The organism is Janthinobacterium sp. GW823-FHT03B06 (assembly GCF_058796955.1).
The window spans coordinates 326428-350612 of the sequence record NZ_JBXAJE010000003.1 but is presented as its reverse complement, the minus strand read 5'-3'; the positions used below and the strand labels follow the sequence as shown (position 1 = coordinate 350612).

Annotated in this window: 14 protein-coding genes; 5 read left to right on the top strand and 9 right to left on the bottom strand. The window is 64.3% G+C overall.

The features are described 5' to 3' along the window. Window positions 1–701 precede the first annotated feature (701 nt). Together AC1RBA_RS12615 and AC1RBA_RS12610 are read left to right on the top strand one after the other, a co-directional pair. The gene (locus AC1RBA_RS12615) at window positions 702–1334 is read left to right on the top strand and encodes an ArsR family transcriptional regulator (protein WP_492418470.1); all 633 of its coding nucleotides are present in this window, start codon (window positions 702–704) and stop codon (window positions 1332–1334) included. Between the two features lie 76 nt (window positions 1335–1410). Next, complete coding sequence (locus AC1RBA_RS12610) at window positions 1411–2250, top strand: HDOD domain-containing protein (protein WP_070223450.1); 840 nt, start codon at window positions 1411–1413, stop codon at window positions 2248–2250. A 61-nt stretch (window positions 2251–2311) separates the two neighbouring features. Here the strand turns inward: AC1RBA_RS12610 and AC1RBA_RS12605 are convergent, their stop codons facing one another. From AC1RBA_RS12605 to AC1RBA_RS12580, 6 genes are all read right to left on the bottom strand, one after another. After that, window positions 2312–3487, bottom strand: a complete 1176-nt coding sequence (locus tag AC1RBA_RS12605; RefSeq protein WP_492418468.1) for a zinc-dependent alcohol dehydrogenase — start codon at window positions 3485–3487, stop codon at window positions 2312–2314. Further along, window positions 3484–4563 carry an SRPBCC family protein gene (locus AC1RBA_RS12600; protein ID WP_492418466.1) on the bottom strand — a complete coding sequence of 360 codons (1080 nt, stop codon included), beginning with the start codon at window positions 4561–4563 and terminating at the stop codon, window positions 3484–3486. Before AC1RBA_RS12600 ends, AC1RBA_RS12605 begins: the two co-directional genes overlap by 4 nt. A gap of 158 nt (window positions 4564–4721) precedes the next feature. Then, window positions 4722–6542, bottom strand: a complete 1821-nt coding sequence (locus AC1RBA_RS12595) for a DUF885 domain-containing protein (protein ID WP_492418464.1) — start codon at window positions 6540–6542, stop codon at window positions 4722–4724. Between the two features lie 136 nt (window positions 6543–6678). Continuing rightward, window positions 6679–7776, bottom strand: coding sequence for a M48 family metallopeptidase (locus AC1RBA_RS12590; RefSeq protein ID WP_492418463.1), 1098 nt, complete (start codon window positions 7774–7776; stop codon window positions 6679–6681). Further along, entirely contained in the window at window positions 7773–8939 is a 1167-nt protein-coding gene (locus tag AC1RBA_RS12585; RefSeq protein WP_492418461.1) for an HPP family protein, read from the bottom strand. Before AC1RBA_RS12585 ends, AC1RBA_RS12590 begins: the two co-directional genes overlap by 4 nt. 79 nt (window positions 8940–9018) lie before the next feature. Further along, window positions 9019–9309, bottom strand: coding sequence for a DUF3349 domain-containing protein (locus tag AC1RBA_RS12580; protein ID WP_492418795.1), 291 nt, complete (start codon window positions 9307–9309; stop codon window positions 9019–9021). A gap of 155 nt (window positions 9310–9464) precedes the next feature. Between AC1RBA_RS12580 and AC1RBA_RS12575 the strand changes: the two genes are divergently transcribed. Continuing rightward, window positions 9465–9977, top strand: coding sequence for a thioredoxin family protein (locus AC1RBA_RS12575; protein ID WP_492418459.1), 513 nt, complete (start codon window positions 9465–9467; stop codon window positions 9975–9977). A 16-nt stretch (window positions 9978–9993) separates the two neighbouring features. Here AC1RBA_RS12575 and AC1RBA_RS12570 read toward each other — a convergent pair whose 3' ends face one another. Then, window positions 9994–11979, bottom strand: coding sequence for a methyl-accepting chemotaxis protein (locus AC1RBA_RS12570; RefSeq protein WP_492418457.1), 1986 nt, complete (start codon window positions 11977–11979; stop codon window positions 9994–9996). A gap of 197 nt (window positions 11980–12176) precedes the next feature. Beyond that, complete coding sequence (locus AC1RBA_RS12565; RefSeq protein ID WP_070223410.1) at window positions 12177–12674, bottom strand: Lrp/AsnC family transcriptional regulator; 498 nt, start codon at window positions 12672–12674, stop codon at window positions 12177–12179. 167 nt (window positions 12675–12841) lie between these two features. Between AC1RBA_RS12565 and AC1RBA_RS12560 the strand changes: the two genes are divergently transcribed. Both AC1RBA_RS12560 and AC1RBA_RS12555 read left to right on the top strand, forming a co-directional pair. Continuing rightward, window positions 12842–14869 (top strand): aminotransferase class V-fold PLP-dependent enzyme, encoded by a 2028-nt coding sequence (locus AC1RBA_RS12560; RefSeq protein ID WP_492405461.1) that lies wholly within the window; start codon window positions 12842–12844, stop codon window positions 14867–14869. Between the two features lie 407 nt (window positions 14870–15276). Beyond that, the gene (locus AC1RBA_RS12555; RefSeq protein ID WP_492418793.1) at window positions 15277–23904 is read left to right on the top strand and encodes a glycoside hydrolase family 94 protein; all 8628 of its coding nucleotides are present in this window, start codon (window positions 15277–15279) and stop codon (window positions 23902–23904) included. Here the strand turns inward: AC1RBA_RS12555 and AC1RBA_RS12550 are convergent. Continuing rightward, the gene (locus AC1RBA_RS12550) at window positions 23901–24107 is read right to left on the bottom strand and encodes a hypothetical protein (RefSeq protein WP_070223414.1); all 207 of its coding nucleotides are present in this window, start codon (window positions 24105–24107) and stop codon (window positions 23901–23903) included. The genes AC1RBA_RS12555 and AC1RBA_RS12550 overlap by 4 nt on opposite strands. Window positions 24108–24185: the final 78 nt, after the last annotated feature.

Sequence of the window (24185 nt, the reverse complement as noted above, 5' to 3'; positions counted from 1 at the left end):
GACCCAGCAACACCACGGCGACGAAGCGTAATCTGCGCTGCTAGCTGACAAGAACGGCACCTTCGGGTGCCGTTTTTTATGCCTGTCCGCATTGCCATGCGCGAAAAGATAGCGTGGCAGGCGGTAAATGATGGCAGCCCATTCCATTTGTCTATTCGATTGGCATGCATATCGCTACGGCAGCACATCATTTATATCGCTCACTGAGGAACACGATTTTCGGCTGTCGCTTGTTCGCACCCATTCATTTTTATTTCGCAGCCTATCTATATAAATGGCAAGCGTAAAATGGAAGGTCAACGCATGCATTAGAAGTCATGCTCTTATTACTGGCCCAGATGACGAACAAGATTCTTATGCAGGCATGCATCCTGATACGCTGATAGCTTAATAAGGCCGAGTTAAATTACGTCGAGCATGTTTGAATTGATGGACTAAAACCGTGTAACGCGGTTGACGCCAGACTCGTGCAGGTGGGAGGCAGGATGGGTAGACGTGGCGCCGACGAATTTGAAGTGAGCGCTTACAAGAATGGCTGCTTGCCGTTGACGGCTCTTGGCTACTGCTGTTGCGTCATCCCGCTTTGCTGCCTATGGGCTCGCCCAACTGCTGGTGATGACGCATCACGGCGTTGTAGTGGCGTCACGCCCCGTTGCCTGCGCCACGCCAGTTTTCAGTTCATTCATGCTAAGATTTGGCGCATGATTGCCCAAGCCCTGTTTACTCCCGCCCAGCAAAAACTGCTGGGTTTGCTCTTTGTCCGCGTGAATGAAGGCTTTCACTTGAACGAGATCATGCGCTTGACGGGCATGGGGAGCGCGTCGGCACAGCGCGAGCTGCGCCGTCTGCATGAGTCCGGCCTGATCATATCGGAGCGGATCGGTAATGTGCGGCGCTTCTGGCCCAACAAGGAAAGTCTCGTGTATCCGGAGTTGAGTGGACTGGTGCAAAAAACCTTCGGCATCGTCGGTGTGCTCAGCATGACCCTGGCGCCCTTGCGTGCCCAGCTGCACCTGGCATTCGTGTCGGGCGCCGCGGCGAAGGGGCAGGACATGCCTGGCAGCGCCATCGATTTGCTGCTGGTGGGCGAAGAAGCCAATTATGGCGATCTATTGACGGGATTGGCCCCGGCCGAGCGAACCTTACGGCGTAAAATCAATCCCAACCTATATACGCTGGCCGATTATCGCCGGCGGCTGCGTGAAGGCCAGCCATTTCTGCTGCAGGTATTACAGCAGCCGAAGTTGTTTGTCATCGGCGATGAATCGCTATTGCAGGCGCTGGCATTACCGGATTCTTCATTACAAGCGAATGACATGCCATCTGTATTCTAAAGGCCGGGCCTGGCATTCAATTTCAGGTACATGAAATTGTTGGCCAGAATAATATCTGAGGCGGATTGATCGTATGATGAATAAACTACAGGCTTTCGGTTTAATTGTTTCCCAAGCGGTGCGCGGAGAATTAACGTTTCCCACGAGCGTTAATTCAGCACTGCAATTGCAATTGGCCCTGGCTGAACCGGACTGCCATATCGACCATGCGATCAAGCTGGTACTGGCCGAGCCCTTGCTGGCGGCGCGCACGGTCGCGCTGGCCAATTCGGCCGTGTACAGCCGCGGCGATGCGGCGCCCGTGACCAGCGTGCGCGCCGCCGTCATGCGCATGGGCTACCGCAATCTGTACGCGCTGGTGGCGGCCATGGTGGTGCGCCAGTTCGGCAGCAAGATTATCGACCCCGTGCTGCGCCAGAAGGCGACCCAGCTGTGGGAGCACACTGCCCACGTGGCGGCGCTGGCGCACGTGCTGGCCCGCCGCGTGACGAACGTCGATGCCGATACGGCGCTGTTCGCCGGCATCGTGCATGAGGTGGGCGGTTTTTACCTGTTGTCGCGTGCCGATGAATTTCCCGGCCTGCTCGACGACGATGCCGATCACTGGATGGAGTCCGCTGAAGAAATTATTTCCCGCGAAGTCATGAAGAAGCTGCTGATTCCGCGGGCCGTGAGCGAAGCCATCGAAGGCTTGCGCGATGGCTTGCTGTCCATTCCGCCCGACTCCCTGCTCGACACCTTGTTGTTGGCCAAGCAACTGTCGCCCGTGCCCTCGCCCTTGCAGGTGACGTACGTGGAAATGCTCACGCCCTCCGATTCCGTCATCGATTTCATTATCGACAACGAGACCCTGCAAAGCATCCTGGCCGAATCGGACGAGGAAGTACGCTCGATGAGTGCCGCGCTGCTCGTCTGAGGTCAGCGCATTGCTTGTCTGACTCGCCCACGCCTTCTGCCAGCATGCCTGCCGGGACCGGTCAGGGGCCGGGATGCAACACGACCTTGATGCATTGCTCCTGCTTCTTCTGAAAGATCTCGTAGCCGTGCGGTGCTTCGTCCAGGCTCAAGTGATGGGAAATGATGGCACCGGGATCGAGCTCGCCCCGTTGTATCCGTTCCAGCAGCGGCTGCATGTAGCGCTGCACGTGGGTTTGCCCCGTCTTGATGGTCAATGAACGGTTCATGATGGAGCCAAACGGGATCTTGTCGCTGAAGCCGCCATACGCGCCCGGCACCGAGACGACGCCGCCGTTGCGGCATGCCATCAGTGCTTCGCGCAGGGCTGTGGGGCGGTCCGATTCCAGTTTCATCGTCTGCTTGAGGCGGTCGTAGATATAGCTGACGCCGGAACCGTGCGCTTCCATGCCGACGGCATCGATGCAGGCATCGGGCCCCCGTCCTCCCGTCATTTCCCGCAGGGCGTCGGGCACGTCCACCGCATCGAAATGCAGGGTTTCGGCGCCGGACAGTTCGCGTGCCATGCGCAGGCGTTCCGGGTAATGGTCGATGGCGATGACGCGCTCGGCGCCGAGCAGGAAGGAGCTCTGGATGGCGAACTGCCCCACGGGGCCGCAACCCCACACGGCCACCACCTGGCCCGGCGTGATGGCGCAGGCTTCGGCCGCCATGTAGCCGGTCGGCAGTATGTCCGAGAGGAACAGTACCTGTTCATCCTTGAGCTCGTCCGGCACCTGGATGGGGCCGACGTCGGCAAACGGCACGCGCACGTATTCCGCCTGGCCGCCCGCGTAACCGCCCGTCAGGTGGGAATAGCCAAAGATGCCCGCCCCCGAGTGGCCCCACATCTTTTCCGCCATATAGGCGTTGGGATTGGAGTTCTCGCACACCGAGTACAGCTGTTGTTCGCAAAAGAAGCAGCGTCCGCAGGCGATGGGAAACGGCACGACCACCCGTTCTCCCACCTTGAGTTTGCGCACCGCGGAGCCCACCTCCACCACCTCGCCCATGAATTCATGGCCGAGGATGTCGCCTTGTTCCATGGTGGGCACGACGCCATTGTAGAGGTGCAAATCGGAACCGCAGATGGCCGTGGAACTGACCTTGATGATGGCGTCTCCGGGATTGAGGATGGCGGGATCGGGTACTTGTTCGATCCGCACGTCGCGCTTGCCGTGCCAGCAATTGGCTTTCATGACACACCTCCGTTTGCTTGCGGTCGAGGGGCAGCGACCGTGCCGCCAGCCTTGTGCAGCAAGCGCGTCTTGAAGCTGCGCTTGCCCGACGGCTGGCCCTCTGTGGTGCTGACCTCGCCCGTTTCCATCCACTGCTTGAAGCGGCGCAAGGTGGTTTCGATCTGGTAGGCGGGCGCCTGGCTGAACAGGCCCGCCACGGCCGCGCCCACCTTGCCAGCCGGCGGCTGCATGTGCAGTTGCATGGTGACCACGGTGCCGCGCCCGCCGGGAGCGGGCGACAGTTCCAGCGCTCCCGTTTCGGCATGGTTCTGTGCCGCGCGCCAGCGCAAGCCCTGACCCGGACGCTCTTGCGTCAGTTCGCCTATCCACTCGCCCTCGACGCTGTGCCAGCGCGAGCGGCGCGCATCGATCACCTGCACCGACTGCAGGCCCGGCATGAAGCGGGGCAGGTTTTCCAGGTCGCGCCAGGCGCGGTAGCAATCGTCGGCGGAACGGTTGACGATGACGCTCTTTTGCAGCGCCAATCCCTCTTCGCCGGGCGCGGGTAATTCGCTCAGCTTGCGCGGCGCCAGTTGGGCGCTGGCGATGTAGTCGATGGCCGTCACGCCTGCCACCACGGCCGCCGTCGCCGCCAGGCGCGTGCGCGCATGGCGCCGGCTGACCATGGCCACGCCCAGCAGCGACAGGTCCATGGCGTCGCCGGCGATGCGTGACCAGCGCCATGCCGGAGCGGTTTCGCCGCGCAGCAAGGCCACGCCGCACGCCATTTCGCGCAGGCCGATGGCGCGTATCCAGAAAGACGAGACGCCGCGCAAGCCGCTGGCCCGCGCCAGGCCGCGCGGCGCCACCAGCTGGGCCAGGCCCAGGCCGATGCTGAGCCAGCCAAGTGCCGTGATCATGGCATGGTTGCCGCGTGCGGTATCGTCGGGAATGTGCCGCGGCGGCCGTCCATCGGCCTGGCCGCGCGCACTGGTGTAGTGAAGAATGGCGTCATGCCCGTGATAGGGCATCTCCGCTGATGTTTGCCATGCGGGCGGGCCAGCCGTGGCGGCGTCGTTCCTGTCTTCGCTTTGCATGCTGCCTCCCTTCTGTGTATGGGAATTAGGCAGCATTGTCTGGTACGCGTTCCGGCGTGCGTGCGCGACATACGCTGGATCTGTGCCAGATCAAATATCGGCACGAAAAAAAACGGCAGCCCCAACTGGCGCTGCCGTTCTCGCAAGAGTGGGCTAGCTTACTTTTGCTGCGCGATCCACCGGTCGACCTTGGCTTCGAGCAGTTTCAGGGGCAGGGTGCCGTCGCCGAGCACCACTTCGTGGAACTTCGGCAGTCTGAACTTGTCTCCCAACGCCTGCTGGGCACGCTGGCGCAGTTCGACGATTTTCAGCGAACCGATCTTGTAGCCCAGCGCCTGGCCAGGCCAGGCCATGTAGCGTTCCGTTTCGCTCCTCGCCACGGCGTCATAGCCGAGGGTGTCGCGCATGTACTTGATCGTCTGCTCGCGTGTCCAGCCCTTGGTGTGCAAGCCCGTGTCGACCACCAGGCGCACGGCGCGCAGCATCTCGTCGTTCAAATGGCCGAAATACTGGGCCGGATCCTCGAACAGGCCCATTTCCTTGCCCAGGGTTTCCGCATACAGGGCCCAGCCTTCCGTGAAGGCATTGTTGCCGCCGAAGCGGCGGAAGTTCGGCAAGTCCATCTCTTGCACCAGCGCCAGGTGGAAATGGTGGCCAGGTTTGCCTTCGTGCAGGAACAGGGTGGTCATGCCCGTGTCGCCATACAGTTTCGGATCGGTGACGACGGACCAGAACACGCCGGGGCGCGAACCGTCGGCGGCCGGCGCCGTGTAGTGGTCGGCGGCCGTGTCGCGGCTCAGTTCAGGTTCCAGGCGCAAGTCCAGCGGCGCTTTCGGCACCAGGGTGAACAGGGCGGGCAATTTGCTGTCGAGCAGCACGTTCAGCTTGCGGTAGACGTCGAGCACTTCCTGCTCCGTCTTGAACGGGCGGTATTTCGCCTGTTCCGACACCCACACGGGCAAGCCGGCGGCCGGGCCGTTGTAGCCCATCTTCGGACCGACGATCGCGTATTGTTCCTGGATGCGCGCCACTTCCTTCAAGCCGATGGCGTGGATCTGCTCCGGTTTCAAATCCGTCGTGGTGCTGCTGGCCACGCGCGCCTGGTACCAGGCCGCGCCATCGGGCAGAGCGCTCCAGCCGCTGCTCGTGCGGCCGGCCGGCAGGTAATCGCGTTCCATGAAGGTGGCCAGGCGCTGCAGCGCAGGCATCAGCTTGGCCTCGATGATAACGGTGTAGGTTTGCGTCAGGCGTTCCCTGTCGGCGGCGGAAAAGCTGGCCGGCAAGTTCTTGATGGGCGTGTAATACACGCTGTCCTGCGGCGTGGCGCTGACGAGCTTCTTGAATTGCGGCAGGGCCGATTCCGTCAGCGCCTTCGGCAGCACGATGCCCATTTGCATGCCGACTTTCATGTTGGCGATGGCCTGGTCTATCCAGCCCGGCAACTGGCCGATACGGCTCAGGTAAGCATCGTATTCCTTGACCGTGGTCAGCGGTTGCGATGCCTCGCCGCCCGCATAATTGGCCAGGGTGACGGGCATGCTGTCCATCTGGTTCAAAGGCAGCAGGTATTCGGGGAAGCGCTCGAAGCTCAGCGCCGTGGCCAGTTCATAGTCGAGGATATCGTAGTTGATCTGGTCTTGGTGCGAAAGCTGCGCGCGGGCAATACCGCGCAGGGTCTTCTGATACTGGCGGTACAGGGCGAACTGCTTTGCGCGCGCGGCGGGCACGATGGCTGAACCGAGCTGGTCGTCAAAACGGTTGTCGCCGCTCTCTGTGGCATTGATCGGCTCGAAACGGGCCAACGCATCGTAGTACTGGTCGGCCAGCACTTGCAGCTGCTGCTTGGCTTTTGGCGCGCTGACGGCCGGCGCGACGGCCGCTTTGGCCGCGGGCTGGGCCGCTTGCGCCATGGGCGCGTAGGCGAGCAACAGGGAGATGGCCAGGGTGCCGAGGGTGCCGGCGGCAAAACGATGCTTCATGCGCGAGATCCTTTGTAAGGAGGGAATGAACGGAGGCGTAGCGAGGTCGGGGGTGGCCGTTCAAGAAGGAACAGCCGGGGCGTAAGCATACGCCATTGCCTAGTGCGTTTGGATAAATTGTGCGGAAGAAATGTTGCTATTTTTCCGTAGGCGGCAGGGCCGCTTTCATCGCTGGCCAGTGACGGCTGGTCAAGGGCAGGCAGGCCGGGCAGGGCGTGGCGTCGATCAGGCTTTCGATCTGCTGCGCGCGCGCCGCCGTTTGTGGATGCGAGGAAATCCATCCCGGCACCTTGGCCTGATCCTTGCCATCGAGCCTCTGGAAAAAACGGAGCATGCCGTCGGGGCGGATCTGCGCGCGCTGCAAGGCCAGCAAACCGAGCCGGTCCGCTTCTTCCTCCATGTCGCGGCTGAAATACAGGGTGCCGGCCTGGTGCGCCAGCATGGCGGCCACGGCGCTGATGTCGCCGATGGTCAGGCCCACCAGGGTACCCCAGCCCAGGCTGCTGATCATCTGCCGCAACGAATGGCGCTGTTCCACGTGCTGCACTTCATGCGCGAGCACGCCGGCCAGTTCGCCCGGGTCCTCCGCCTGGCGCAGCAAGCCCGTATGCACGACGATGATGCCGCCTGGCATGGCAAACGCGTTGACCGTGTCGTCCTGCTTGACCAGCCAGCGGTACGGGTAGCGCGAACCGGCCGTCAGCTTGCGGCCGATGTCCTGCACCGTCTGCTGCGCCACGCCGTTCTCGACGATGCCGCCCTGCGCGCGCACTTGCGCCAGGGCCAGTTCGCCCAGCTGCTTTTCCGTCGACAGGGGAATCCATCCCGCCAGCACGCCGATGGCGTTGCTTCCTTGCCACCACAACAGGGCAGTGGCGACGACGGCCGCGCCCGTCAAGCCGGCCAGCCAGCCCGACACCTGCCGCCGGTTGCGCTGGCGCTCGCCCCACAGGCGCTGCAGTTGCGGCTGCAGCGCGGCCGGCGCTTCTTTTAACACGATGGCGATGTCGTCCGCTGTCAGCGGCTTGAGCGAGGCTTGCCGTCCTTGTTCGTCGAGCCAGTTCAGGAACAGTTCCGGTCCGTCGACACCGCCCACGCTGACGACCAGCTGCGCCACATCCACGTTATGGCCGGGCGCATCGATGGTCAGTTGCGTGCCGAAAAAATGCGCACTAACGGGCGTGCCCGCCGGGCCGCCGTCGGGGCCGCTCAGCAGTGCCCGGAATGGCGTCATGCGGCGGCCTCGGCAAAGCGGCTTTCGTACAGGGCGGCCATCAGGTCGGACTGGCTGATGATGCCGGCCAGGCGTTCTTCCTCGTCGAGGATGGGAATATGGTGATAGCCGGCGTCGGCCATCAGGGGCACGAGATCGATGATGGGCGTGCCGAGGCGGGCCGTGTGCGGCGACGGTGTCATCAGCTGTCCCACCGCTTCCGGCTTGTCGCCGTGGGACAGGCCGCTGCGCTGCAGCAAGCCGCGCAGGCGCTGGCGCATGCCCTGATAATCGTCGAGCCCGCCGTGGCGCAGGAAATCCGTCTGCGTGATGATGCCGATGACGCGGCGCGCCCGGTTCACGACGGGCAGCGCACCCACATCGTGCTCGCGCATGGTGCGCCAGGCAACATCGAGCGGCGTGCCGAATTCCACGCTGAGCACGTCTTTCGACATGATGTCGGCGCAGGTGACGACGCCGAAGCGGCGCTGGTAGACGCGCATTTCCGTTTGCAGGAAGATCGCCTGCAAATCGTCGCGGCTGATGTCGAGCACTTCACTGTGCTGGCGCAAGACGGCATCGAGGTCGTCCGGTGAAAAGCCCAGGCGGTTGCTGGGCACCTCATCCTTGGTGGCGTGCGGATGCGGCGCCACCAGTTGCTGGACGTGCGGGTAGCGGCGTCCCGTCAGGTTGTTGTACAGCACGGCGCAAGCGACCAGCACGGCGGAATTGAACAGTACGGTGATGAAGACGAATTCAAAGCCGGCCGCATGCACGCTGGCGCCGCCGACGACGGTGGTGAGCGCCACGGCGCCGCCCGGCGGATGCAAACAGCGCAGGGCAAACATGGCGCCGATGGCCAGGCAGACGGCCAGCGCCGCCACGCCCACGCTGGATCCCAGCCATTTGACGCAGGCCATGCCGACCAGGCCGGAGACGACGTTGCCGCCCACCACGGACCACGGTTGCGCCAGCGGGCTGGCCGGCAGGCAGAACAGCAGCACGGCCGAGGCGCCCATGGGCGCGATCAGATAGACGCTGGCGCTGTCCGGGGCCAGCAGGAAATGGCAGATGAGTCCGGTAAGCAGCAAGCCGCAGATGGCGCCTGCGCAGGCGCGCAATTGTTCGCGGCGGCTGCCGTTGTTCGGTTGCGGCAGCCAGCGTGCCAGGAAAGAAGTCGTCATGGGGAGGGCGCGTTCGGGCCGCGTTGCTCAGTGTGAGCCCGATATTATCCCATGCGTTCCATTTCGCTGCCGCTGGGCATTAATCCTCGGCGCAGACGGCCTGCAAGCCGTGCCGTGCCAGCAGTTTCCTGGCGGCCGCGATGGCGGACGGCGCCGGCTCGCTGCTGGCGCAGGCATAGATGTCATTGAGGACCACCGCCGCATCTTTGCCCGTGACGGCGGCCATCAGCTCGGCCAGGTTACGGTCGGAAAAGTGATCATATAGCAGGGCCAGCACGGCGAAATATGCCGTATCGGGCATACCGCCGGGATAGGCGTCGCGCAACATGCGCGCGGCGCCGGACAGCGTTGGGTGCAGGGTCTCTGGCATGGTCAAGCAGGTACTCCTTCGCGGCGCTTATACGTTTTCCACATAAGCACAGTGCAATTAAATGGTGGATATTTCTTACAAGCAGGCATATTCTAGACAATCACGCCCGCTGGCAGCTGTTCAGCTGGCTTCACGATTTCTCTCAGGAGCCCTGCATGCGCCTTTCCCGTTTCGTCGCCCCATTCTTTGCCAGCCTGCTGCTTGCCGGTACCGCCATTGCCGCCGCCCCCACACTGGCCAACCCGGTCGCCACGCCGCATCTGCCGTACAACGCGGCGGCCGACGCCAAGGCCGATGTGGCCCGCGCGCTGGCCGAGGCCAAGGCGGCGCACGTGCCTGTCTTGCTGATCTTTGGCGCCAACTGGTGCGAGGATTGCCGCGCACTCGACAAGGCCTTGAAGGAAGGCAAGAACGCCGAATTGATGCAACAGCAGTTCAAGGTCGTCAAGGTCGACGTGGGTAACTTCGACCATAACCTGGACGTGGCGCAAGCCTATGGCAATCCGCTCAAGAAAGGCATCCCCGCCGCCGTGCTGGTCTCGAGCGACAACAACCAGGTGCTGTACGCCACCAAGGGCGGCGAACTGGCGAATGCCCGCCGCATGAGCGAGAGCGGCATCTATGATTTCTTCAAGCAGGCCGCCAGCGTGAAAGCGCCGGCGATTTAATCGTTTTCAAACTTCCTTAAAACTCTTCCCACGCATCGCTGGCCGGCGCTTTCGGGCGCGCTGGCGTGGGCAGCATAGGCTTGTGCGCTGGCTGCCGAGGCTGCTGCTGCTGCTGCTGCGCCGCATGCCCCGTTTCTTCCAGCTTGAAAACGCTGACCACCTGCGCCAGGCGTCCCGCCTGGTCCTGCAACGATTGGGCCGCCGCCGCCGCTTCTTCCACCAGCGCCGCATTTTGCTGGGTCGCGTCATCCATCTGCGTGACCGTGGCATTGACTTGCGCGATGCCCTGGCTTTGTTCCTGGCTGGCAGAAGCGATCTCTCCCATCAGGTCGGCCACCCTTTGCACGGAGACGACGATGTCCTGCATGGTGGCGCCGGCCGAGTCGACCAGCTTGCTGCCCGCTTCTACCTTGCTGCCCGAGTCGACGATCAAGTCCTTGATTTCCCGGGCTGCAGCCGCTGAGCGTTGCGCCAGATTGCGCACCTCGGTTGCCACCACGGCAAAGCCGCGGCCCTGTTCGCCCGCGCGGGCCGCCTCGACGGCAGCGTTCAGGGCGAGGATATTGGTTTGAAAGGCAATGCCGTCGATCACGCCGATAATATCCGCGATCTTGCGCGAACTTTCCGTAATCGCGCCCATCGTCTGCACGACTTGGCCGACCACTTCGCCGCCCTTGACGGCGTGGCCCGAGGCCGACACCACCAGCTGATTCGCCTGGCGCGCGTTGTCCGCATTCTGTTTCACGGTCGACGTCAGCTCTTCCATGGCCGCCGCTGTTTCTTCCAGGCTCGATGCCTGGGCTTCCGTGCGGGCCGACAGGTCCAGGTTGCCCGACGCGATCTGGCTCGATGCGCTGGCAATGGCCCCGGTACTGTCGCGAACTTCGAGTATCGTCACGTTCAACGACGCGACGAAACGGTTGAAGGCAGCGGCCAGCGCGCCGACCTCGTCTTCCGATTCCACGGGCATGCGGCGGCTCAAGTCGCCATTCCCGCTGGCGATATCGCTGAGCATGTCCGCTGCCCGCGCGACGGGCGCGGCGATGGCGCGGCTGATGACATAAATGATGCACAGGGCGATACCGCCACCGACCAGGCCGGCAATCAGGGCGGCGATCAGGGCCGAGCGCGTGACATTGCCCAGCACTTCCGCTTCCGGCACTTCGGCCACCACGTACAGGTTCAATTCCGGTATGAAAGAGGCCGCTACGAGTTGCTTGCCGCTGGGCGCCGCATAACTGACATAGGTGTATTTGTTGCCGGTCAGCAGAGTCTTGCTCAACGCTTCGTCAAAACCTGGCAAGTCCTTCAATTGATGCTTGCCGTCGGCCAGGGCCGGGTCACGGTGGATCAGCAGGCTGCCGTTGGCGCGCACCAGGTAGACATAGCCGGTCTGGCCGACCTTGTAACTGCGGATAGTTTCGGCCATGGCGTCGACGCTCAGGCCCATCCCGGCGATGACGGCCTTGCCGCCAGCCGTCTGGCCCCGCGCGTTCAGGAACAGCATGAAGCTGCCCGAGGCCGGATCGCGGTCCAGATTCACCGTGTGCAGTTTGTTTTCGTCGAGCATGCTGAAGAACCAATGATCGGCTGGCTGTTGCTTGTCCAGCGTGCGGATCAGGCCCGCATCGGTCATGTACCGGGACGCAGTTTGCGAACTCCAACTGACGACGGCCGCCTTGTTTTTTTCCTTGATCATCTTCGCGTAGCGCTGAAAAGTGGGCAAGCCGCTGTCGGCCAGGTCCGCGTCTTCCCAGTCCTGCAGAAAGACATCATTGGCCATCGTTTGCACCACCGACAGCGGTTGATTGATCTGGCGCAGCACGTCGTTGCGGATCTCGCCCACCTGGGCCGGCAATTCTTGGCTGACGACGCGCTCGCGCACGTAATCGCTGCTCATGCGCACGCTGAGGAACGATGAGATGCCCATGAAAAGCAGCAGGCACAAACCCATGCTGAACATCAGTTTTTTCTGGATGGAAAGATGGCGAAGCAGATGCATGGACGACCCTGGGAATGGGCCCGCGCGACCGGCAGAGGTTGCTAGAAAGGCACGGGCAAGTGCGCAGTATAGCGACGGATAAAGGCGATATAGTGGAGGTATGCCGTATTTAATGGGGTTGTGTTGCTGTACGGCAACGATTATAAGGTGTTAACATGCGTGCTTTTCATGTACACCGGCACGGGGTGGAAAATCGTTCAGGCAGGCAAGCCGTGGGCGATCAATTCCAGCGGCAATTCCGTGCTGCACTTAATTTGCTCCATGGAAAAGGCGGACGACACGCCCGTCAGTTGCGCGGCCTTGATGAGTTTTTTATAAAACGTGTCGTAGCCCTTGATGTCGGTGGTGACGACTTTCAGCAGGTAGTCGATGTCGCCGCTCATGCGGTGAAATTCCTGTACCTCGGGCAAGACGATGACGGCGGCGGCGAAGCGGCGCAGCCATTTTTCATCGTGCTGTCCCGTGCGCACGCTGACGAAGACGGTCACGGGTAAACCCACTTTTTGCCGGTTGACGATGGCCACGCGGCTCTCGATATAGCCGTCTTCCTCGAGGCGCTTGACCCGCTTCCAGCACGGCGTGCTGGACAGGCCGATCTTTTCGCTGAGGGCGGCGATCGACAAGGTGCCGTCCTGCTGCAGGGCGGCGAGGATGGCGCAGTCGAATTTGTCGAGCGAGGCGTTTGGTGAATTCATTTTAATATTCCGGTTTTTATAGCATGAACATGCTGCATAGTAGCGTAGTTGCAGTGTCTTTTGGCATATCTTCACGGGGACCGGCCGGTAGACTATCGAGATAGCCCAGCCGCCTGCGCTGCGCCTTTTTAACTGCGCCCTTTTTATAGAATATTCGGACTGCCATCATGAAAGACATCTACCTCGACAGCAATGCCACCACTTGCGTGCTGCCCGCCGCCGTTGCCGCCGCCCGGCAAGCGATGGAGCAGGGCTATGGCAACCCCAGCAGCACACATGCGACGGGTTTGCAGGCCAAGGCCATGATGGATGGCGTGCGCCAGCGTGCCAGCGGCTTGCTGGGCGTGGGCGACGGCCGATTGATGTTCAACAGCGGCGCCACCGAGGGCATCCAGACGGCCGTGCTGTCGGCCCTGTGCGCGCTGCGCGAACGGCGCGACGCGGGCAAGCGCATCGGCAGCCTGCTGCTGTATGGCGCGACCGAGCACAAGGCCGTGCCGGAGAGCCTGGCGCACTGGAACCGTTTACTGGGCCTGAACCTGGAAGTGCGCAAGCTGCCCGTCGATGCGCAGGGGCGCCACGATCTGCAGGCGCTCGATGCGCTGATCGGCGAGGCGGCCATGCTGTGCACGATGGCGGCGAATAATGAAACGGGTGTCGTCAGCGATTTGTCCGCCATCGCCCAGCTGCTGCAGGAACGCGGTGCCGACGCCTACTGGATGGTCGATTGCGTGCAGGCGCTGGGCAAGCTGAAACTGAACCTGGCCGCCACGCGTATCGATTACGCACCGTTTTCCGGCCACAAGCTGTATGCGCCCAAGGGCATCGGCATGCTGTATGTGCGCGCCGGCGCGCCGTTTACGCCTTTGATGATGGGCGGCGGCCAGGAAGCGGGCCTGCGTTCTGGCACGGAAAACATGGCCGGCATCGCCGCGCTGGGCGCCGTGCTCGCCGCGCTGGACGATGGCAAGACCTTCCGCAGCCACGCCGACCTGGCCGCGTTCCGCGAGCAGCTGGTGGCCAGCCTGGAACACGCTTTCCCTGGTATCGTGTTCAATATGCCGTTCGATTTGTCCTTGCCGACGACGCTCAATTTTTCCGTGCCGGGCCTGTCCTCGAAAGAGCTGCTGGACCTGTTCGACGCGGCGCGCGTGCGCGTCAGCTCTGGCAGCGCCTGTTCCGCCGCCAAGGCGCTGCCCAGTTATGTGCTGGAAGCGATGCACGTGCCGCAATGGCGCGCCAGTTCCGCCATCCGGCTGTCGTTCGGTCCCCTGATCGATGCGGCGACGGTCGCTTCCGCCTGCGCGCGCATCGAGCGCTGCGGCGAAGCGCTGCGCAGCAGCTGTCTGCTGCCGTCGGCGCTGGCGCCATCGCCGCAGGACGGCATAATCCAGCTGAGCGTCGACGGCCAGTGCACCTGGCTGCTCAGCGACGCCGCCAGCGCCAGTTGCGTCGTCATCGATCCCGCCGCCGCGCTCGTGCCGCGTCTGGCCGCTTTCATCCGCTGCCAGCACCTGGCCTTGCGCGCTATCGTGCATACGACGGCGCCAGCGGACCATGGCGCCGCGCGTCTGGCGCTGCTGCAGGAACTCGCTATCGAGCAGGTGGGCCGCGTCGATATCGATGGCGAGCTGGCGCTGGGCCGGCAGCGGCTGCGCCGCATCGAGTGTGGCGAAACCCATGTGTACCTGCTGGAGCAGCGCTTCGCCTTCATCGGCTCCCTGGCGCCCGAGGCGCTGACCCCCTTGCTGGATGCGGCGCTGCTGACGCAGGACACCGTGCTGTGCGCGTCCGGCGACGACGGCAGCATCTGCGGCACCGTGCGCACGGTGCAGAACGGTAGCGTGCCAGCCGCCGAACTGCAGCTCGACGCGGCCGCCTTGCCCGCCTTCCTGCGCCAGCATCCCGACGCCATCCTGATCGACGTGCGCGAAGCGTATGAACATGCGGCGTGCGCCGGCACCGTGTTCGAGGGCTGCGAAGTGCGCAGCGTACCGCTGAGCCGCTTGGCGGGGCAGGTGGCGGCCTGGCTGCAGCAGCCGCAGCGCCCGCTGGTGTTTTTCTGCCGCAGCGGCAACCGCAGCGCACGGGCCGCCGCCTGCCTGCGCCGCCTCGGTCACGGCGCGGCATGGCAACTCAACGGCGGCATGGCAATGGCGGAGGCGACGCGCCATCCGCTGGCGATTGCGGCCTGAACTGCTTGAACTTTCTTTCATGAAATATTGCACCGTGCCATCATCGGCACGGTGCGCGTCGCGCCTTTTTTCCCGTTCATTTCCCACCGGCATTTTTCTGCCATTCAACACGCTGATTTCTTTGCTGAAACGTCCCTAAAACACGGAGTATGTACGCTAGCGCACGGTCTTGCCTGCGTCGCCCTCCTACGATGAAGTTCAGAAAATCTCCCTATACCCTGAGATTCGTCGCAACGCTCCGGCGCTTCGCTTTCCGTCTTCGCCAGTGTCCGATCGTGTTCTTCCAGACTGGGCCCGCATGACGGTGGCCGCTGGCTGCCTGCGCGCACCTAGCGAGGCTAAAGTTGAAAGAGTACACAGCAGTTGTCACGCAGCAGATCAAGGAACAGGTTTCCAAAGTCAAAGAAATCTTCCGCGACCATTCCCTTGCACCGGACACCTTCGACGCCGCGCGCGACGATGCCTTGCCCCTGCGTTCCGAGTTATTCAGCGCCATGCAGATGGCGGCCCACGGCAAGCATGTGGCCGCCGGCCATGCGGTGGGCAGGCATCATGGCCGCGACCGCCTGTTGGCGCGCCTGGCCGACAATGCGGCCCTCATCACGGCCACCGTCAATGAGCTGACGGCGACTGTCAAAAGCGGGCGCCAGGTCACGCCCGCCTCGGAGTGGCTGCTCGATAATTTTTACCTGATCGAAGAGCAGATCCGCACCACGCGGCGCCACTTGCCGAAGAATTACAGCAAGGAGTTGCCACGGCTGAGTTCCGGCGTGGATGCGGGCTGCCCGCGCGTGTATAAAATCGCGCTGGAAATCATCTCGCACGGCGATGGCAGGGTCGACCTGGAAAACCTCTGCCACTTCGTCGAGGCTTACCAGGACGTGGCTACCTTGACCCTGGGCGAACTGTGGGCCGTGCCCATCATGCTGCGCCTGGCGCTGATCGAAAACCTGCGCCGCGTTGCCGCGCGCGTGGCCGACGACCGCATGCAGCGCGACCTGGCCAACACCTGGGCCGACCAGATGACGGAGATCGCCGAGCGCAATCCCAGCGGCTTGATCCTGCTCGTGGCGGACATGGCCCGTTCGAATCCGCCGATGACCAGCGCCTTCGTGGCCGAATTGTCGCGCCGCCTGCAGGGACAGAGTTCCTCGCTGACCCTGGCGCTGTCGTGGCTGACGCACAAGCTGGCCGAGTCGGGCCTCACCATCGAGCAGCAGATCCAGTCCGAGATCGGGCAGCAGGCGGCCGACCAGGTATCGATCGCCAACAGCATCGGCAGCCTGCGTTTTCTCGGCACCATGGATTGGCAGGAGTTCGTCGAGACCATGAGCGTGGTCGAGCAAACCCTGCGCCTGGACCCGGCCGGCACATATGGCTTGATGGATTTCGCCACGCGCGACAGCTACCGCCACGCCATCGAACGCATCGCCAAGCGCAGCGCGCGCAGCGAAGTGGAAGTGGCCGAGATGGCGGTGCAGCTGGCGCACACGCACGGCAATGGCAATGACGCGCGCCGCGGCCACATCGGCTTTTACTTGGTGGGGCGCGGCGTGCTGGTACTGGAAAAGCAGGCTGGCGCCAGACTGCCGTTCATCGAGGCGCTGCAGCATACGGCGCGCGCCGCGCCGCTGGCCAGCTATCTGGGCGCCATTGCGTTCCTGACCCTGGCGACGAGCGCCTTGCTGCTCGAGCGCGCCGTGCGCCATGGCGTGCAGGGCTGGCCCCTGGCGGCGCTGGGCGCGCTGGCGCTGCTGGGCAGCAGCCAGCTGGCCGTGGCCGTGGTGAACTGGCTGGCAACCCTGATGACGTCGCCGCATCCGCTGCCGCGCATGGATTACCGGTCCGGCATTCCGTCCGATGCGCGCGGCATCGTCGTGGTGCCGACCCTGATCTACAGCGCGGAAAACGTGGCGGCCCTGTGCGAGGCGCTGGAAGTGCGTTATCTCGCCAACCGCGACCCGAACCTGCGTTTCTGCCTGCTGACGGATTTTGTCGACGCGCAGGCGCAAACCCTGCCCGGCGACGAAGCCCTGCTGAACCAGGCGCAGGAGACCATCCGTGGCCTGAACGAGAAATACCGCGTGGAGGGAGCCGAGTTCAAGGACAATGGCGACCCGGCCGATCCGGAAGAGCTGGGCCATGCGGGGCCGTTCCTGCTGCTGCATCGTCCGCGCCTGTGGAATTCGCAGCAAAACGCGTGGATGGGGCAAGAGCGCAAGCGCGGCAAATTGTCCGACCTGCACGCGTTTTTGCGCGGCGGCGCGCGCGACAAATTCTCGCTGGTGGAAGGCGAGTTGCGCGGCCTGCGTACGATCAAGTACGTGATCACGCTCGACACCGATACGCAGCTGCCGCGCGACGCGGCGCGCGAATTCATCGCCACCATGATGCACCCGCTGAACCGTCCCGTGCTCGACGCGGCCGGCACGCGCGTGGTGGCCGGCTACGGCATCCTGCAGCCGCGCGTGGCCGTGGCCCTGCCCAGCGCGAACGCGTCGCGCTACGAGCTGCTGTGCGGCGGCGAACCGGGCATCGACCCGTACACGCGCACCGTGTCCGACCTGTACCAGGACGTGTTTTATGAAGGCTCGTTCATCGGCAAGGGCATCTATGACCTCGACATGTTCGAGCGCGTGCTGGGCCAGCGCCTGCCCGACAATAAAATCCTCAGCCACGATTTGCTGGAAGGCTGTTATTTGCGCGCCGGCCTGCTCAGCGACTCGCAGCTGTATGAAGAATATCCGGCCCGCTACGACGCCGACGTCAGCCGCCGCCAGCGCTGGATCCGCGGCGACTGGCAGCTGATCGGCTGGCTGCTGGGCCGGGTGCCGGGCCGCGCCGGCAAGCGCGAACGCAATCCTTTGTCGATGCTGTCGCGGTGGAAGCTGTTCGACAACCTGCGCCGCAGCGTCGTGGCGCCGGCCACCACCGTGTCCCTGTTGCTGGTGTGGGGTTTCCTGCCGCACGTGGCCTTCTGGAGCGCGGCCGTGCTGGCCATCATCTTCCTGCCGCCCGTGTTTTCGGCCCTGTACGATCTGCTGCGCAAACCGCGCGACACCCTGTGGCGTCAGCATCTGGCCGCGTTCGAACGGCGCTGCGGCGTGCAGTTTTCGCACGCCATGCTGACCCTCGTCTTCCTGCCGTATGAAGCGTGGATCAGCCTGGACGCCATCGCGCGCACGCTGTGGCGCCTCGGTGTGTCGCACAAGCATTTGCTCGACTGGCGCGCCTCGAACCTGCACAGCTCTTCCGGCAGTCAAGCCGACAGCTGGCGCGCCATGTGGTGCTCGCCCGCGCTGGCGCTGGCCACCTTCGGCGCCTTGCTCTACTGGCGCCCGGCCGCCTTGCCGGCCGCCGCCGTGGTACTGCTGCTGTGGCTGGCCGCGCCCGCCATCGCCTGGTGGATCAGCCGCCCCATCGAGCGGGCCGTGGCGCGCCTGTCGGCCGAGCAGGGGCGTTTCCTGCATGGCGTGGCGCGCAAGACCTGGGCGTATTTCGATACCTTCGTCGGGCCGGACGACCACTGGCTGCCGCCCGATAACATGCAGGAACACCCGAACCTCGTGGTAGCGCACCGCACCTCGCCGACGAATATCGGCCTGGCGCTGCTGGCCAACCTGACGGCCTACGATTTCGGCTATGTGACCCTGGGCCAGTTGATCGAGCGCAGCCGCGCCACCCTGCACAGCATGGGCGAGCTGGAACGCTTCCAGGGCCACTTCTATAACTGGTACGACACGCAAACGCTCAAGGCGTTGCAGCCGATGTACATCTCGACGGTCGACAGCGGCAACCTGGCCGGCCATCTGCTGACCTTGCAGCCGGGACTGGTGGAACTGTACGACGCTCCCATCATCGGCGCGCAGGTGGTGCAGGGCATCCGCACGACGGCGCAGGTGCTGCAGGAATTCATCGCCGCCGAAGGCGAGGGCAAGGCCATGCGCGAGAGCATGAGCCTGCTGCAGGCACCCGCCGCGCCCGCCACCCTGGCCGAATGGCATGCTTATCTCGCCGCCGCGAATGGCGCGGCCGATGCGCTGCTGTCGCTGACCCTGCAAAGCGAGGATGGCGAGCTGTCCATGTGGACGGGCGCGCTGGCGCGCCAGTGCCGCGCGGCGCTGGCCGAGTTGCTGCAACTGGCGCCGTGGGCGGCGCAGGCGGGTGTTGATCCTGCTTGGCTGCGCATGCCGACCCTGCGCGAACTGGCCAACCTGGAGGTGCCCGAAGACACGCCATCCGAGCTGGCCGCTTTGCTGGCGCAGGGCCGCGAACAGGCGGGCCGCCACATGCGCGACATCGCCCACGCGGCGGGCCAGGCGCGCGACTTCGCGCAGATCGAATACGGCTTCCTGTACAACCCGTCGACCAAGCTGCTGGCCATCGGCTACAACGTCAGCGAACGGCGCCTGGACCCCAGCTACTACGATTTATTGGCTTCCGAAGTGCGCCTGGCCAGCTTCATCGCCATCGCCCAGGGGCAGCTGCCGCAGGAGCACTGGTTCGCCCTGGGCCGCCAGCTGTGCATGGTGGCCGGCCAGCCCGTGCTGCTGTCGTGGAGCGGTTCGATGTTCGAGTACCTGATGCCGCTCCTGGTGATGCCGAACTACCCGAATACCCTGCTCGACCAGACCTACCACTCCGTCATCGAAGCGCAGATCGACTATGGCCGCCAGCGCGACGTGCCGTGGGGGATTTCCGAGTCCGGCTATAACACGGTCGACGCCAGCCTGAATTACCAGTACCGCGCCTTTGGCGTGCCGGGCCTGGGCCTGAAGAGGGGCCTGGCCGACGATCTGGTGGTGGCGCCGTATGCCAGCATGATGGGCTTGATGGTGCAGCCGGAAGCGTCGTGCCAGAACCTGCAGCGCATGCAGGCGGCCGGCTACATGGGCCGCTACGGCTTTTTTGAAGCGATCGATTTCACCACCGCGCGCCTGCCGCGCGGGCAGGGCAGCGCCATCATCCGCTCCTTCATGGTGCACCACCAGGGCATGGGCTTTTTGGCCCTCAGCTACCTGCTGCACGACCGCCCGATGCAGCGCCGTTTCGAATCCGATCCGCTGCTGCAATCGGCCTTGCTGGTGCTGCAGGAACGCACGCCGCAGGCCGGCGCGTTTTACTCGAACACGGCCGAACTGGCGGTGCTGCGCAGCGGCGCGCCCGAGCAGGCCATGCCGATGCGCATCCTTACGCAGGCCAACAGCGCCGTGCCCGAAACGCAGCTGCTGTCGAATGGCCGCTACCACGTCATGGTGAGCAATGCGGGCGGCAGCTACAGCCGCTGGAAAGACCTGTCCGTGACGCGCTGGCGCGAAGACAGCACGCGCGACAACTGGGGCAATTTCTGCTACCTGCGCGACCTCGACGACGGTGAGGTCTGGTCCACCATGTACCAGCCGACCCTGGCCGAACCGAAGAAATACGAAGTGATTTTTTCGGAAGGGCGGGCCGAGTTCCGTCGGGCCGACCATGGCCTCGACCTGTACACGGAAATCGTCGTCTCGCCCGAGGACGACATCGAAATCCGCCGCACGCGCATCAGCAATAATTCGAACCGCCAGCGGCGCATCGAGATCACCAGCTTTGCCGAAGTGGTGATGGCGCCGGCGGCGGCCGACGCGGCCCATCCCGCGTTCAGCAAGCTGTTCGTGCAGACGGAAATCCTCGCGCATGAAAAGGCGATCCTGTGCACGCGCCGGCCCCGCTCGAAAGACGAGCAGATGCCGTGGCTGCTGCATGTGATGACCGTGCACGATATCGAGCGCTACGAAGTGTCGTTCGAGACGGACCGCGCGCGCTTCATCGGCCGCGGCAACACGGCGCAACTGCCGCAGGCGCTGCAGGACGACGGGCCGCTCAGCGGCGGCCACGGCTCCGTGCTCGACCCCATCGTGGCCATCCGCTACGTCATCACGCTCGAACCCGACCAGGCCGTCACCGTCGACAGCGTCACCGGCATGGTGGAGCAGCGCGAGGCGGCGCTGCACCTGATCGACAAATACCAGGACCGCCATCTGGCCGACCGCGTCTTCGAACTGGCCTGGACGCACAGCCAGGTGGTGCTGCGCCAGTTGAACGCCAGCGAAGCGGACGCGCAGCTGTATGCGCGCCTGGCCAACGCCGTGATCTACCCGAATGCGGCCCTGCGCGCCGAAGCGAGCATCCTGATCAAGAACCAGCGCGGCCAGTCCGGCCTGTGGGCGTATGCGATATCCGGCGACCTGCCCATCGTGCTGCTGCAGATACGCGACGCGGCCAATATCGAACTGGCGCGCCAGATGGTGCAGGCGCATGCCTATTGGCGCCTGAAAGGATTGATCGTCGACCTGGTGATCTGGTACGAAGAGCAGTCGGGCTACCGCCAGCTGCTGCACGACCAGATCATGGGCTTGATCGCCTCGGGCATCGATGCGCAGGCGATCGACCGCCCGGGCGGCATCTTCGTGCGCCTGGCCGAGCAGATCGCCAATGAAGACCGCATCTTGCTGCAATCGGTGGCGCGCGCCATCATCAGCGATTTGCGCGGCACCCTGGCCGAACAGGTCAAGCGCCCGCCGAGCCCCGTGCTGCGCATGCCGCCGCTGCTGCAGGACCCTGCGCGCGACCATGTCGGCGTGCCGCACCGGGCGCCGCAGCGCGAGCTGATCCTGGAAAATGGCCTGGGCGGTTTCACGCCCGATGGGCGCGAATACGTGATCACCACGGCAGAAGGCAAGCAGACGCCGGCGCCGTGGTCGAACGTGCTGGCCAATGCGCAATTCGGCACGGTGGTGTCGGAGGCCGGGCAGGCATATACGTGGAGCGAGAATGCGCATGAATTCCGCCTCACGCCATGGCAGAACGACCCCGTGTCCGACCTGTCGGGCGAGGCGTTTTATGTGCGCGACGAGCAGAGCGGCCAGTTCTGGTCGCCCTCGTCCCTGCCCGCGCGCGGCAGCGGCGACTACGTGACGCGCCACGGTTTCGGCTACAGCATTTTTGAGCACAGCGAGGGCGGCATCGCCACCGAGTTGTGCACCTATGTGGCGCTCGATGCGGCCGTCAAATACTCGGTCATCAAGGTGCGCAACGACAGCGGCGTGCCGCGCCGCCTGTCCGTCACCGGTTACGTGGAATGGGTGATGGCCGACCTGCGCGCCAAGTCCGGCATGCATGTGGCTACCGAGGTCGATACGATCAGCGGCGCGCTGTTTGCGCGCAATAACTACAACACGGAGTTTTCGGGCCGCGTCGGCTTTTTCAATACGGACGCCAGCATCCGCTCGATTACCTGCGACCGCAATGAATTCATCGGCCGCAACGGCAGCTTGGCGCAGCCGGCGGCGCTGCGCCGCGTGCGCCTGTCCGGCAAGGCGGGCACGGGGCTGGACCAGTGTGCCGCCATCCAGGTGCCGTTCGAACTGCAGCCGGGACAGGAGCGCGAAATCGTCTTCCTGCTCGGCGTGGGCGGGCGCCGCAATGCCGACGCCAGCACCATGGTGCAGCGCCATGCGGGCAAGGAAGCGGCCCGCATGGCGCTCGACGCGGTACGCGCGCACTGGGAAAGCACCCTGGGCGCCGTGCGCATCGAGACGCCCGACCCGTCGCTCGACGTGATCGCCAATGGCTGGCTGATGTACCAGACCATCGCCTGCCGTCTGTGGGCGCGCAGCGGCTATTACCAGTCGGGCGGCGCCTACGGTTTCCGCGACCAGTTGCAAGACGCGATGGCGATGATCCACACGGCACCGCAATTGCTGCGCAAGCACTTGCTGCTGTGCGCGGCGCACCAGTTTGTCGAAGGCGACGTGCAGCACTGGTGGCATCCGCCGTCGGACCGGGGCGTGCGCACGCACTGCTCCGACGATTACCTGTGGCTGCCGCTGGCCGCCTGCCGCTATGTGATCGCCACGGGCGACGTCAACGTGCTGTCGGAAGTGGCGCCCTTCATCGAGGGACGGGCCGTCAAGCCGGAAGAGGATTCCTACTATGACTTGCCCGTGCGCTCGGGCGAGTCGGCCGACCTGTACGAGCATTGCGTGCGGGCCATCCGCCATGGCTTGCGCATGGGCGTGCACGGCTTGCCGCTGATCGGTTCCTGCGACTGGAACGACGGCATGGACAAGGTGGGCGAACACGGCAAGGGCGAGAGCGTCTGGCTGGCCTTCTTCCTGTACGAAGTGCTGCAGCGTTTCGCCGAGGTGGCCATGCTGCGCGGCGACGCCGCGTTCGCCCAGTTCTGCCGCGACGAAGCCGTGAAACTGGCGGCCAACGTCGAGGAACATGCTTGGGATGGCGAGTGGTACCGGCGCGCGTATTTCGACGACGGCACGCCATTGGGTTCGCACACGAACGAGGAATGCCAGATCGATTCGATTTCGCAAAGCTGGGGCGTGCTGTCGGGCGCCGCCAACAAGGAGCGGGTCGCCGGCGCCATGCGCCAGGTCGACGCGCGCCTCGTGCGCCGCGATTCCGGCGTGATCCAGCTGCTCGACCCGCCGTTCGACAAGGCCGACCTCAATCCCGGCTACATCCGCGGCTATGTGCCGGGCGTGCGCGAAAACGGCGGCCAGTACACGCATGCTGCCATCTGGACGGCGATGGCGTTTGCCCGCATGGGCGATGGCGAAAAGGCGTGGGAGCTGCTGCGCATGATCAATCCCGTGCGCCATGGCGTCGACGCGCAGGCGGTGGCGCGCTACAAGGTGGAACCGTACGTGGTGACGGCCGACGTGTATGCCGTGGCGCCGCACGTGGGACGCGGCGGCTGGAGCTGGTACACGGGATCGTCGGGCTGGCTGTACCGCCTGATCGTCGAATCCCTGCTCGGCTTGACGCGCGAAGCGAACGTGCTGCGTCTGGCGCCGTCCATGCCGGCCGAATGGGACAGCTTCAAGCTGCACTACCGTTTCGGCGCCAGCAACTATGCCATCACGGTGGAGCAGGCGCAGGGGCGGCCCGCGGGGCTGTCGCTCGATGGCGTGGCGCAGGGTGGCAACAGCATCGCCCTGCGCGACGAGGGCCGCGAGTATGCGGTGCTACTGCTGCTCTAGTTTTGCCACTTCTCGTGTTCGGGGCGGCGCCGGCCAGCCAGCAGGATCAGGCCGGCGCCAAATAGCAGCAAATCGCGCGTGCGCACTTCGGGCGCGGATGGTGTCGCCGTCTGGTGGTGACGCAAGGGGGCCGCCATGGCGGCGGCAGGCTGGCTGGCGCAAGCGGCCAGGCACAGCGCCGCCACGTTTCTATTCAACTGCATATATTCCTCAAGAAAGCGCGCTGACCGTTCCGGATCGGCGCGCCGGTATTCATGCCGCCGATATTGTAATTATGAGCA